This is a genomic window from Nosocomiicoccus massiliensis (genome assembly GCF_002871345.2).
Lineage (GTDB): Bacteria > Bacillota > Bacilli > Staphylococcales > Salinicoccaceae > Nosocomiicoccus > Nosocomiicoccus ampullae_A.
Genome location: NZ_CP136964.1, coordinates 617,034 through 629,529, shown reverse-complemented (window position 1 = coordinate 629,529; position 12,496 = coordinate 617,034). Strand labels below are relative to the sequence as shown.

The 12,496-nt window shown below is 35.3% G+C and carries 13 protein-coding genes and 2 pseudogenes; 11 read left to right on the top strand and 4 right to left on the bottom strand.

Annotated elements, in window-relative coordinates:
- Positions 1-501 precede the first annotated feature (501 nt).
- From queD to CJ229_RS03175, 4 genes are all read left to right on the top strand, one after another.
- Positions 502-876 carry a 6-carboxytetrahydropterin synthase QueD gene (gene queD, locus CJ229_RS03190; protein ID WP_317846623.1) on the top strand — a complete coding sequence of 125 codons (375 nt, stop codon included), beginning with the start codon at positions 502-504 and terminating at the stop codon, positions 874-876.
- Positions 876-1,616, top strand: coding sequence for a 7-carboxy-7-deazaguanine synthase QueE (gene queE / locus CJ229_RS03185; RefSeq protein WP_102167410.1), 741 nt, complete (start codon positions 876-878; stop codon positions 1,614-1,616). The genes queD and queE overlap by 1 nt, the downstream gene beginning before the upstream one ends.
- A 230-nt stretch (positions 1,617-1,846) precedes the next feature.
- Positions 1,847-2,506: a transglycosylase family protein gene (locus CJ229_RS03180; RefSeq protein WP_317846622.1), complete on the top strand. Its 660-nt coding sequence runs from the start codon at positions 1,847-1,849 to the stop codon at positions 2,504-2,506.
- A gap of 79 nt (positions 2,507-2,585) precedes the next feature.
- Positions 2,586-3,083, top strand: coding sequence for a hypothetical protein (locus CJ229_RS03175; protein ID WP_040928544.1), 498 nt, complete (start codon positions 2,586-2,588; stop codon positions 3,081-3,083).
- 43 nt (positions 3,084-3,126) lie between these two features.
- Here the strand turns inward: CJ229_RS03175 and nhaC are convergent, their stop codons facing one another.
- Together nhaC and iadA are read right to left on the bottom strand one after the other, a co-directional pair.
- Complete coding sequence (nhaC, locus tag CJ229_RS03170; RefSeq protein ID WP_070456951.1) at positions 3,127-4,545, bottom strand: Na+/H+ antiporter NhaC; 1,419 nt, start codon at positions 4,543-4,545, stop codon at positions 3,127-3,129.
- 25 nt (positions 4,546-4,570) lie between these two features.
- Positions 4,571-5,722, bottom strand: coding sequence for a beta-aspartyl-peptidase (iadA, locus tag CJ229_RS03165; RefSeq protein ID WP_102167409.1), 1,152 nt, complete (start codon positions 5,720-5,722; stop codon positions 4,571-4,573).
- A gap of 47 nt (positions 5,723-5,769) precedes the next feature.
- On the opposite strand from iadA, the gene CJ229_RS08815 reads away from it, so the two are divergent.
- From CJ229_RS08815 to CJ229_RS08810, 7 genes and pseudogenes are all read left to right on the top strand, one after another.
- Positions 5,770-5,961 (top strand): JAB domain-containing protein, encoded by a 192-nt coding sequence (locus tag CJ229_RS08815; protein ID WP_102167408.1) that lies wholly within the window; start codon positions 5,770-5,772, stop codon positions 5,959-5,961.
- Positions 5,962-5,990: 29 nt separating this feature from the next.
- Positions 5,991-6,311: pseudogene (locus tag CJ229_RS03160) on the top strand (transposase); the annotation flags it as partial.
- Between the two features lie 9 nt (positions 6,312-6,320).
- Positions 6,321-6,697: pseudogene (locus tag CJ229_RS03155) on the top strand (DUF6262 family protein).
- Between the two features lie 235 nt (positions 6,698-6,932).
- Complete coding sequence (locus CJ229_RS03150) at positions 6,933-7,298, top strand: ArsR/SmtB family transcription factor (RefSeq protein ID WP_068128936.1); 366 nt, start codon at positions 6,933-6,935, stop codon at positions 7,296-7,298.
- Positions 7,291-9,705 carry a cadmium-translocating P-type ATPase CadA gene (locus CJ229_RS03145; protein ID WP_317846621.1) on the top strand — a complete coding sequence of 805 codons (2,415 nt, stop codon included), beginning with the start codon at positions 7,291-7,293 and terminating at the stop codon, positions 9,703-9,705. The genes CJ229_RS03150 and CJ229_RS03145 overlap by 8 nt, the downstream gene beginning before the upstream one ends.
- A gap of 79 nt (positions 9,706-9,784) precedes the next feature.
- Positions 9,785-10,402: a CadD family cadmium resistance transporter gene (locus tag CJ229_RS03140; protein WP_102167406.1), complete on the top strand. Its 618-nt coding sequence runs from the start codon at positions 9,785-9,787 to the stop codon at positions 10,400-10,402.
- 181 nt (positions 10,403-10,583) lie between these two features.
- Positions 10,584-10,736: an IS3 family transposase gene (locus CJ229_RS08810; protein WP_084778812.1), complete on the top strand. Its 153-nt coding sequence runs from the start codon at positions 10,584-10,586 to the stop codon at positions 10,734-10,736.
- A 56-nt stretch (positions 10,737-10,792) separates the two neighbouring features.
- Here CJ229_RS08810 and CJ229_RS03135 read toward each other — a convergent pair whose 3' ends face one another.
- The gene (locus CJ229_RS03135; protein ID WP_102167405.1) at positions 10,793-11,395 is read right to left on the bottom strand and encodes a DUF5067 domain-containing protein; all 603 of its coding nucleotides are present in this window, start codon (positions 11,393-11,395) and stop codon (positions 10,793-10,795) included.
- A 79-nt stretch (positions 11,396-11,474) separates the two neighbouring features.
- Positions 11,475-12,392 (bottom strand): 1,4-dihydroxy-2-naphthoate polyprenyltransferase, encoded by a 918-nt coding sequence (locus CJ229_RS03130; RefSeq protein WP_070456944.1) that lies wholly within the window; start codon positions 12,390-12,392, stop codon positions 11,475-11,477.
- Positions 12,393-12,496: the final 104 nt, after the last annotated feature.

Genomic DNA, 12,496 nt, shown 5'->3' with positions numbered 1-12,496 from the left:
TAAACAAAAACGATTTGTACATGATTTATAAAGTAGATGATTTACTAGATAGATTAGAACTATTTAGAATTAGTTCTAATCATCATGAAAGTGTGCTGATCCATAATTATATGAAGTCCGTACAGGAGTTATTGAATGCTATAGAATATGCTATAATTAGTGGTGATACTGATACAATTTCCCTCGATAGCTATGCAGGATATTTATTAAGTGAAAAAGAATTATTTTGCTATAATACGGGGCGAAAAACGGGGCGTTTTACTCTGTAATTGACTAGAATTAACGAGATACAAAAAGGGCATAACCGTTGCGGTAACAACGTTTATACCCTAGTCAAAACTGTCTATTTATCTCTCCGTGCCCGTACATAAACCTTATTATATAAGGGATTTAACCAGTTTGGTGACTAACTGGTGGCAGTTATGAAAATAACTGCCGTATTTTTTTGTCTTTTTTTAAATGATACAATGTATATAACGAGTTTATACAAGGAGTACGAATATGTTTTACAATTATGAAATAACAAAAGAGTTTCATTTTAGTGCGAGTCATCAATTAGATTACTTACCAGAAGGACATCAATGCAAAAGACTGCACGGTCATAATTATATCGTTAAAGTGACTTTAGGCTCAGACGAACTCAATGATGATGGTTTTGTTACAGATTTTGGTTTATTAAAGCCAATTAAAGTATTTATAGATGAAAATCTCAATCACAGACATTTAAATGACGTGTTTGATTTTAAAACAACTTCTGAGAATATCGCAAAATTCTTCTATGAAAAAATCAAAAATGAGTTAAATATGGATAACGTTGTAGAAGTTGCAGTATCAGAAACGCCAAAAACATCGGCGAGATACAGGGAGTTACGCTAATGAGACAACAAAAGAAAATGCCTATTATGGAAATTTTTGGACCAACTATACAAGGTGAAGGTATGGTCATTGGTCGAAAGACGATGTTCGTTCGTACAGGTGGATGTGATTATTCATGCGCGTGGTGTGACAGTGCCTTTACGTGGAATGGTGAAGAAAAGGCGAACGTCCTTTCAGCAGAAGACGTCTATAATAAAATTCAAGAAATAGGGTACATAGATAATAGAAGAAATTTTAATCATGTGACGATTACAGGTGGAAACCCTGCACTTATTAATAAACCGATGAATGATCTAATTGATATGCTCCATAATGATGATGTGAAAGTTGGACTAGAGACTCAAGGTTCTATTTATCAAGATTGGTTTTTAAAAATAGATGATTTAACAATTTCTCCGAAACCACCATCTTCTAAAATGGAAACAGATTTTAAGATTCTCGATGATATATTAAATAAACTACATGAAGCGAATGTCAATTTCAGCTTAAAAGTCGTTATATTTAATGAAGAAGATTTTGACTATGCGAAATACGTATATAATAGATATAAAAATTATAATCGAAATTTTTATGTGAGTGTTGGGAATCCGGACCCTTATGAAGGTGGCGATATAAGTCGCCGTCTATTAAACGATTTAAAAGAGTTATGGGAAATGGTATTAAATGATCCTGAAGCTAATGATTTTAAGCCATTACCTCAACTTCACGCACTAATTTATGATAATCAAAGAGGTGTTTAATGACGATTGTTACAATCTGTTACACGCCTGACACAATCACTTCAAACCTTATAGAAATAGGTCTTGGAGTGATTTTTTGGTTAATCGTATCTGAGTAATGAAATACTATGTAATTATCCTGTCAAATATGGGCGTGATTCTTAATATTGCTGTAACCACAGTAATATTTAGACGTGCTATAGTATGTACAGTGAAAGAAATGATTCTACATTTTTTAGGAGGATTTCATAGTGAAGAAAACAATTTTAACAACAGGTTTAGCAGTTGGTTTAAGCTTATCATCATTAGCAGGAGTTCAAGCAAATGCATCAGAAGTTAATGTTGATGAAGCAAAACTTGCAAAACTTGCAATCAATAATCCAGAAAAATTAAACGAAGCACCAGTTCAAGAAGGAGCTTACGAAATCTCATTTGATTCTGAAGGTACAACTTTCAAATTCAAATCAGATGGAGAAAGATGGGTATGGAAATACGCACCAGTTGGTTCGGATTTCTCTGATTTTGATAACTCATTTAACAACAACGAATCATATGTAGCAAGTGCTCCAGTAGTAGAGAACTATTCTTCTTACGAAACGTATGAAGCACCAAGCTACTCATATAATGAACCAAACTATTCGTACAGTGCTCCAAAAGCATCAGCTCCATCATCAAACGATGGTTTAAACTGGGCTGCTCTTGCAATGTGTGAATCAGGTGGTAACCCGAACATCGTAGATGCTTCAGGAACTTACCATGGATTATACCAATTTGACGCTGGTACATGGGCATCAGTAGGTGGTACAGGAGTTGCTTCTCAAGCATCTGCTGAAGAACAAACAATGCGTGCAAAAATGTTATATGCTCAACGCGGTGCACAACCATGGCCTAACTGTGGTGCTTACCTATAATATTTAATAAATCAAGCATGTTTTCTTCGTGAAAACATGCTTTTTTTGTTATTATTATAATTAAGAGAGTGGTGATTATATGGATATAAGTCTAGACGTCATTAGTATTTTATCGATTATAATTGCAGTCATTGCTATTACGACAGCAATTTTAGCATTTAGAGTTCGTGGCAAGTCTCAAGTGTTACTTACTCAACCTTATTTAGAAATCGATGAAGTAAAGACATTTACGAACGATCAAAACCGTCGTGTTCTGCAATTTAGAATTATAAACAACAATGCAAATCCGTTTCATTTTGAGGATTTTACAATTGAAGGTTATGATTTTACGACAGATTATGAATATGGGACACCAGCAGTGGATTCACGAGGGGTTATAGAGCATGACGTAATTAAACTAAACGTTTATATCGAAGAAAGAACAGCGTTTAATGCGAGAATTTTAATTAGATATCGTGACTTTAACAACCATGTACATAAAGCGCGATCAGTTAAAATCTACATTGAAGGTGGAGAAATCGCGCATGACGTCACAGGTACGAAATTTATTTTAACGAAGCGTACTGCGATGTTTTAAGGTGAATTAAATGCAGAAAAAATAGAGATGTTTAAAAACATCTCTATTTTTGTGTGGATTTTTCTTCAAGTTTAGTAATGCCAATACCTGTGTAGCCAAGTATTATTGCAAATATAAAACCACTATAACAAAGTATTGCCCAAGGCGCATAAGATAGAGTAGGCACACCTAATGTACCAGCCATAAAGACTCCTGCACTTGACCACGGGATAATTGGGACAACTACAGTACCAGAATCTTCTAAAGTTCTAGACAGATTTTTAGGATCTAATTGCTTTTTCTTATATGTGTCTTTATACATTTCACCAGGAACTATAATTGAGAGGTAAGAGTTACCAGTTACTAGTGCCATAGTTAAACAAGATAAAACCGTAGCTAATATTAAATCTCCAGTCTTTTTAACAACAGTTAATAGTTTTTCAATGATAACTTCTAGTGAGCCCGACGTTGTAATGATGCCGGCAAACACAAAAGCAGCGAAAGCAATAAGTGTTACGGACGTCATAGACTCCATACCACCTTGGTTGACTAGTCTAAGAACTTCAGGCATTACTTCTTCTTCAGTAATTGTTATTTTTGATACCATATCTACGTTAAAACCACTTACAGTTGAAAGAAATACGTCTTGTAATGTAGATTTTTGGAAAATCATCGCTGTAATTCCAGCAACGATTGAAGATAATATAATCACTGGTAATGTTGGATATTTTTTAATCGCTCCTATTAGGACAATAAGTGGAGGTATAATTAAACAAATATTCCAGTTAAACATCATATCGAGTTCTTGAATCATATTTGTCGCTAAAGGTGATTCTATACTTGAAGATTTCACATTTAGACCGACGATAAAATATATAATTAGTGATAATAACGCAGCGGGGACAGTTGTCCATAACATATGTTTTATATGTTCGTATAATTCAGTTCCTGCAGCAATCGGCGCTAATATTGTTGTATCTGAAAGTGGTGATAGTTTATCTCCAAAATAAGCACCTGCTACGATTGCACCTGCAGTTGCCGGAATATTTGCTTCTAGACCTGTTGCGATACCGATTAAAGCAACACCAACGGTTCCAACAGCACCCCATGATGTACCAGTAACTATTGAAATTATAGCAGCAACAACAAATGATATAACGAGTATGAATTGCGGATTAATGAGTTGTATACCATAATATATTAGCATCGGAATTGTCCCAGCAATCATCCAAGTTCCGATCAGTATACCGATTGAAATCAATATTAAGATTGAGGGCATAGCGAGTGAAATCTTCTCTTGTATACCATCCATCATCTCTTTCCAACTATAGCCTAGTCTTAGAGTGATTAGACCAGCAAAAACAGATGATAATATTAATAATGGTTCAGGTCTGAGTTTTAAGACGCCAAATCCAATAGATAATAATAACAGCATTATAATGATTGGTAATATTGCTTGAAATAACGTAGGCTTTCTTTTCATGTGATTCACATACTTTCTAATTTAATTATTCAAACGTCCCTTTTACAATGACAGCACCACGTGACATCATCTGTCTACCTTTCATAAATACTTCTGTAAGTTTAAATGTGTCTTTATCAATAATTAAAATATCTGCGTCATAGTCTTTCGCGATATTTCCTTTATGTTCTAGTTCTAAAGCTCTAGATGTGTTTGTTGTCACTAAACATAAAACTTCTTCTAATGAAAGAATATTATGTTGTACGACTCTTTTCACTGTCTCTAAAATAGTATCCGTTGGTGCGACGTCTAAGCCGAGTAGATTACCGTCGTCATCAAATTTAGGTAAGCTCCCATTACCGTCAGTAGATAATGTCAGTTGTGATAGAGCTCCATTATTTTCTTTGTAATATTTGACCCATCCAAATGCCTCATCATAATCACATGTAATGTCAACAAATGATCCTTTTTTACCGAGAGAAATCGCGTCGTTCATTAGCTCTTTACTTCTATTAATATGTGTTGCATATAATTTTGAAGCGGGTAGTTCGTACTCATCGAGTACCTCATGTAATTGAGATAAATACGCTTTACCAGGTCCAGTATGGAAATGTGTAACACCAACTTTACCACTTATTAATCCGCCAACACGAGAATCTCCAATAATTTTTGCGAGTTCATGCGTACTCGGTTGACCTGATCGTGAATCGGCTATTGCAATTTCAGCAGTACCGATGATTTTATCGATTAAAATAATATCGTCTTTAACGTTCCCTGTAATTGTCGGTGTAGGTACGTCATAGTTTCCTGTGTAAATGAAAGTAGTGACACCTTCTTTTTCTAATCCACGCGCTTTAGCGAGTAGGGATGAAACATGTCTCGTCGTGCCGTCAGTTCCGAGTAGTCCAACGACAGTTGTTAAACCACTTTTTATAAGGTCACTGAGTTGAACTTCAGGTGTACGCTTATGGAAACCACCTTCACCGCCACCACCGAGTAAGTGGATATGTGGGTCAATAAAACCAGGAACGACGTAGTTATTATTAGCCTCGATGACTTTAACAGTAAACATTTTTTGAAGATCTGTGACATCGATATGATCGTCAATTTTTAAAATTTTATGTTGAGTAAATAAAATATCTTTTTTGCCTAATGACTTTGGAGTAAATAAATCTGCGTTTTTAATTAATGTAAACATATTAGCACTCATTTCTAAATATTCTTACTATTTATATAACCATATTAATGAAATTAAAACATGTTCTATTTTTAAGCACTAAATATAAGGTACTTTATGAAGAAACATTATTTAAAGGAACTGTTGATTCAACTTTAGTAAGTCCAAAAGAAATATTTAACCGAGCATTGCTTACTTCATGTACTGCGATAGTATGTGTACATAATCATCCAAGTGGTGACCTATTAACCATAGTATAATAAATAATAGTAGTTAAAGTAGTTTAGGAGGAGATGTGCTCAATCTAGATGATGATAGTGAAGTCGATGATGTAGTGCTTCAATGGTTCAAGAAAAATATAAATGCACAAGTGCTTCCAAATGGTTATTGTAGATTGCCAGTAATATCAGGTGGTTGTCCACATGCGAATGCATGCTTAGATTGCACTCACTTCTGTACCAGTAAGCAATTCTTACCACAGCACGAAGAACAGTTAGAGCGTACAGAAGAGTTATTAACCATAGCAAAGGATAAACAATGGCAAAGACAAATAGAGACTAATAGCCGTGTTAAAGAGCGTTTAGAACAAATCATTGGAAGTTTGACAGGGTTATTATCAATGGATAAACAAGTTAGAAATACAACAGAAATTGTACGTTTGGCGAAGCAGAAATCACAAAAGACAAGGGGAAAAGTAGACAAAGCGATTTCTAAATTTTCGATTGAAGGTAAAGCTATTAATTTTAATTCAATAGCAAAGGAAGCCAAAGTTTCTAAATCATGGCTTTATAAAGAACAAGATATTAGGCAAAGAATCGAATCCCTTCGTAAAGGTTAAATAACATCAAATATAGTATCAAAATCTGAGAAAAGCTCTCAATCTGAAGGGGTTCTTGTTAAGACTTTAAAAACAAGAGTTAAGGAATTAGAGGAGGAAAATAAAAATTAAAAAACCAAATTCAGAAATTATATGGAGAATTGTACAATAATGAATAGTTAAAAGTTAATCTATAATTGAATTGTGAAGAAATGTACTTAAACTAACAGGGCAGTTATGTTTAAGATACTTTAAAATTTGGTTAAAATCTCCGAAGGGATTGGTTTCTAACATTAGAAATCAATCCTTTTTAATATTAATTATATATCATTCAAACAATCTTTTGACTATTTGTTTATGGTATGATATATTATAATCATCAAACTAACAGTCATTTGAATAAGGAGGATAATTATGACAAAAGATATGTGTGAAGTTACCTGTATTCACGAAGATAAGGTAAACAGGGCTAAAAAAGAGCTTGCTAAACAGAATCCTATGGATGTAGCGAAAGTTTTTAAGACTCTGTCAGATGATACAAGGGTTAAAATTGCTTATGTTTTATCTTTAGAGGGAGAGTTATGTGTTTGTGATGTAGCGAATATCATTGAATCTTCAACGGCTACGGCATCCTATCATTTAAGATTGTTGAAAAATTTAGGTATAGCAACATACCGTAAAGAAGGAAAATTAGTCTATTATTCACTAGATGATGAGCATGTTAAACAGCTTGTAGAAAAAGCTTTCTTGCATCAAAGGGAGGTTGCTAGTATTGGATAGTTCAACAAAAACATTAACAGAAGATAAACAGGTTTACCGTGTGGAGGGTTTCTCGTGTGCGAATTGTGCTGGGAAGTTTGAAAAAAATGTAAAAGAACTACCAGGGGTGCATGATGCGAAAGTCAATTTCGGAGCTTCCAAAATTGATGTCTTTGGCAGTGCAACTGTTGAAGATCTGGAAAAGGCTGGTGCTTTCGAGAATCTTAAAGTGGCACCAGAGAAGACTAAAAGACGGGTCGAACCAGTGGTAACAGAAGATAAAAATGTTTACCGTGTGGAGGGATTTTCTTGCGCAAACTGTGCTGGGAAGTTTGAAAAAAATGTAAAAGAACTACCAGGGGTGCATGATGCTAAAGTCAATTTCGGAGCTTCCAAAATTGATGTATATGGAAATGCATCGGTTGAAGAGCTTGAAAAAGCAGGTGCTTTCGAGAATCTTAAGGTAATTCCTGAAAAACTGGCGAATCCATCGATACAAGCGGTCAAAGAAGACACTAAGGCTCTTAAAGAAGAGAAAATACCGTTTTATAAAAAGCACAGCACATTGCTGTTTGCCACATTAATGATTGCTTTTGGTTACCTTTCTCACTTTGTAAATGGAGAAGATAACCTTGTAACTTCCATGTTATTTGTAAGTTCGATTGTAATTGGCGGATATTCACTATTTAAAGTTGGTTTTCAAAATTTGATACGCTTTGATTTCGACATGAAAACCCTTATGACCGTTGCAGTTATTGGAGCTGCCATCATTGGTGAATGGGCAGAGGCATCCATTGTTGTCATTCTCTTTGCAATCAGTGAAGCACTTGAACGTTTTTCTATGGATAGAGCAAGACAGTCCATTCGTTCATTGATGGATATTGCTCCAAAAGAAGCACTTGTTAGGCGGAATGGTCAGGAAATAATGATCCATGTGGACGATATCGCCGTGGGTGATATTATGATCGTCAAACCAGGGGAGAAAATTGCCATGGATGGGATCATTATAAATGGGGTGTCGGCTGTCAACCAGGCTGCTATAACAGGAGAATCTGTCCCTGTTGCCAAAACGGTAGATGATGAAGTATTTGCAGGTACGCTTAACGAAGAGGGACTACTTGAAGTAAAAATCACCAAATACGTAGAGGATACAACCATCTCCAAGATTATTCATCTGGTTGAGGAAGCACAAGGGGAGCGCGCTCCAGCGCAAGCATTCGTAGATAAATTTGCGAAATATTATACTCCGATCATTATGGTTATTGCGGCGCTCGTTGCAGTCGTTCCACCTTTATTCTTTGGTGGAAGTTGGGATACTTGGGTTTATCAAGGATTAGCGATACTTGTAGTTGGATGTCCGTGTGCATTAGTTATTTCTACTCCAATCTCGATTGTCTCGGCAATTGGAAATGCAGCTAAAAAAGGTGTGTTGATTAAAGGCGGTGTCTATCTAGAGGAATTAGGAGCCATTAAGGCAATCGCATTTGATAAAACAGGAACACTGACAAAAGGTGTACCAGTGGTAACAGATTTTAAAGTGTTAAATGATCAAGTGGAAGAAAAAGAGCTGTTTTCCATTATTACAGCTTTAGAATATCAATCACAACATCCACTTGCTTCAGCAATAATGAAGAAAGCAGAGCAAGATAATATTACTTATTCCGATGTTAGAGTGGAAGACTTCACTTCTATTACAGGTCGGGGCATTCAAGGGAATATAGATGGAACAACCTATTATATTGGCAGTCCAAGGCTTTTTAAAGAATTAAATGTTTCCGATTTTAGCCTTGAGTTTGAAAATAAAGTGAAAGTTTTACAAAACCAAGGGAAAACGGCCATGATTATTGGAACGGACCAAACAATCCTCGGCGTGATTGCTGTAGCAGATGAGGTCCGCGAAACAAGTAAAAATGTGATTCAAAAACTTCATCAGTTAGGAATCAAGCAAACAATTATGCTGACAGGTGATAATCAAGGTACCGCAGAAGCAATCGGTGCTCATGTAGGCGTTTCTGATATTCAGTCCGAATTGATGCCACAGGATAAGTTGGACTATATTAAAAAAATGAAAGCCGAGCATGGTAATGTAGCTATGATTGGCGATGGCGTCAATGATGCTCCTGCACTTGCTGCATCCACTGTTGGCATTGCAATGGGCGGTTCTGGAACAGATACTGCCATCGAGACAGCTGATATTGCATTAATGGGAGATGATTTAAGTAAGCTTCCATTTGCAGTAAGACTTAGCAGGAAAACGCTAAATATCATCAAAGCGAACATCACGTTTGCCATCGGAATTAAGATAATTGCCTTACTATTGGTTATTCCAGGCTGGCTAACCCTTTGGATTGCGATTCTTTCCGATATGGGAGCCACTATTTTGGTAGCATTAAATAGTTTGCGACTGATGAGAGTGAAGGATAAATAGGTACTATATGTGTGTAATTTACGGAAGGACTTTTCATTTTGAAGAAAAGTCCTATCCCTAAAATATTGGAGACGATAAAATGATCGCGACGATACTGACGGCTACTGCGGTATATGTAGCAACAGGAATTGATTATCTCGTCATATTAATTCTTTTGTTTTCGCAAGTAAAAAAAGGTCAGGTAAAACATATTTGGATAGGACAATATATAGGGACTGCAATTGTGATAGGAGCAAGTCTTTTAGTTGCACAGGGGATTGTAAATTTAATTCCTCAGCAATGGGTTATCGGACTACTTGGGCTTTTACCACTTTACCTAGGCGTGAAAATATGGATTAAAGGAGAAGAGGATGAAGATGAAAGTAGCATTTTATCCTTATTCTCCTCTGGAAAATTTAATCAGTTATTTTTGACGATGACTTTCATCGTATTGGCTTCCAGTGCGGATGACTTTTCCATTTATATACCGTACTTCACGACCTTAAGTATGTCGGAAATCTTTATTGTCACTATTGTCTTTCTTATTATGGTTGGAGTTTTGTGCTATGTCAGTTACCGTCTAGCTTCCTTCGATTTTATATCGGAAACAATTGAGAAATATGAACGTTGGATTGCACCAATTGTATTCATTGGGCTAGGTATTTATATATTGTTTGAAAATGGAACATTCAATGCTCTGATTTCATTTCTTCTTTGAAGTGGCGAATCCAAATCATAAAGTAAAGTATAAAGAGGTTATCCTATTGATTGGGATAACCTTTTTATATTTAACTAATTATCATTTACGTTAAACACATGTACTTAAAGTAAGAACATTGATTTAAACCATTTTTTTCATAATTTACTCTTGATAAGATACAAACCCATCAAGAGAAGATATTGAAGTAAATGGAGAAGTATTCAAGACATATGAAGCATTAGAGATCGCAGTACATGAATATATTAGATACTATAATAAAGATAGAATTAAGCTAAAATTAAAAGGCATGTCTCCTGAAGAATTCAGGAAACATACCTTACAATCCGCTTAAGTTCAAAAGTCCAACTTTTGGGTAGCACATCATCAGCATACTGTTGTAAAAAGTTATTATTTAAATTTTAAAACAAGATCAAGTAATGACTCGTCTTCGCGAGACTGAACTTTCACTTCGTTTTCGTCTGGATTTACTGGACCATATGCAACTACTGCTTTAGTAGATTCATTTGTTTGAAGTGTTTTTGTAGAGTCGTTGACAAGTGCGTGATATTCACTATCTTCTGGAATATCTAATGTTAAGTTATCCGTTGCAATCATCCCAGTTTCTGAGAACTGACGTACCGCAAGGTCTAAAGCAAATGCTTCGTTTCCTGCAGTAGGGATTGATGACTTGTTTGTGAATTCATATTCGATGACGACAGCTTTCTTAGCTGTAGCATTTTCATCTGCTTTTTTTTCTTCATCTGATGGTTCGATATCGATAGTATCGATACGTGTAATTACGTATTTACCATACTCGCCATCATATTCAATCGCTTCGTTTAAGTCGTTTTCGCTTACGTCAACGTCTTTAACTACTGATTCGTTTGATTCTGTCGTTGCAGTTTCTTCTGTACCATTTTCTTTTTCGCTTGTTTTGTTATCATCAGTGTTACAAGCAGTAAGTAGTAATGTAGAAGCTGCACCCGCAACTAAAAAGTGTTTTAAATTCATTATTATGCCTCCAATATTGTGTGAATAATTTAAGTATATATGACAATTAGTCAAATATATAGCCGTTTTCAAGAATTGGTTAATGTATAAATAAACCGTATAATAATACGCCGATTGACAGTAATAAACCGTAAATCGTGTTGAATTTGCCCATCGCAGCCATCGCTGGAATGAGCTCTACTGGTGAATCTCCGTCTCTTAAAAGCTGCATTGTTTTTTTATACAATTTAAATGAAAGTAACGGTAAAAGTAAAAATAATGATGGCCATAAATTTGTAAAAGCCATAATAATTGCGAATGCAAAACATAGTATTAGTAAAAAGTTAACGACTTGAGTAGCCGTATCTTTACCTACGAGAATGACGAATGTACGTCGTCCACTTTGTGCATCTTTTACGCGATCACGAATGTTGTTAAACATATTTAACAAGCCGATTGTAATCATAATTGGTAAAGATAATACGAATGGAAACATATGTAATTCTTGTAAATGGATGTAAAACGTAATAAGAATAATGACTGGTCCCATAAATATTCCTGAGAATATTTCACCAAAAGGTGTCCATGATATTGGAACAGGACCACCTGTATATAAGTATCCGACAGCCATCGATATACCACCAATGACGAGTAACCACCAAGAAGTTTCGTATGCAATGTATAATCCAATAAGCGCTGCAATAAAGTAAAATGTAAGTGCGAAAGTTAACACACGTCTCGGTGTAATACCATTTCGTACGATGGCACCGGCGATTCCAACAGAATCTGCACTATCGAGTCCACGTTTAAAATCGTAGTACTCGTTAAACATATTTGTTGCGGATTGAATTAAAATTGTCGCAGTTAACATTAAGAAAAACATTAAAAAGTTTACATTTCCAAATGGAAGTACTGCCGCTGTCCCAACAAACACAGGGACAAATCCCGCGGTCAATGTATGGGGACGTGTTAAACTAATATATTTTTTGTATCCGGTAAGAACATCTGCATGTTGCATTTTAAATCTCCTTTTAAAGATAACTGTACAACATTCTATCATACTTTATGGCGAACTATGTACACAGTTTTTTGGAAAGATGATAAAATATAAAGTAATTATAT

What these genes read in the sequence shown, in the direction of transcription:
- queE (WP_102167410.1), top strand. Translation starts at nt 876, where the DNA reads ATGAGACAACAAAAGAAAATGCCTATTATGGAAATTTTTGGACCAACT.
- CJ229_RS03175 (WP_040928544.1), top strand. Translation starts at nt 2,586, where the DNA reads ATGGATATAAGTCTAGACGTCATTAGTATTTTATCGATTATAATTGCA.
- queD (WP_317846623.1), top strand. Translation starts at nt 502, where the DNA reads ATGTTTTACAATTATGAAATAACAAAAGAGTTTCATTTTAGTGCGAGT.
- CJ229_RS03130 (WP_070456944.1), bottom strand. Translation starts at nt 12,392, where the DNA reads ATGCAACATGCAGATGTTCTTACCGGATACAAAAAATATATTAGTTTA.
- CJ229_RS03150 (WP_068128936.1), top strand. Translation starts at nt 6,933, where the DNA reads ATGACAAAAGATATGTGTGAAGTTACCTGTATTCACGAAGATAAGGTA.
- iadA (WP_102167409.1), bottom strand. Translation starts at nt 5,722, where the DNA reads ATGTTTACATTAATTAAAAACGCAGATTTATTTACTCCAAAGTCATTA.
- CJ229_RS03140 (WP_102167406.1), top strand. Translation starts at nt 9,785, where the DNA reads ATGATCGCGACGATACTGACGGCTACTGCGGTATATGTAGCAACAGGA.
- CJ229_RS03135 (WP_102167405.1), bottom strand. Translation starts at nt 11,395, where the DNA reads ATGAATTTAAAACACTTTTTAGTTGCGGGTGCAGCTTCTACATTACTA.
- CJ229_RS08815 (WP_102167408.1), top strand. Translation starts at nt 5,770, where the DNA reads ATGAAATTAAAACATGTTCTATTTTTAAGCACTAAATATAAGGTACTT.
- nhaC (WP_070456951.1), bottom strand. Translation starts at nt 4,545, where the DNA reads ATGAAAAGAAAGCCTACGTTATTTCAAGCAATATTACCAATCATTATA.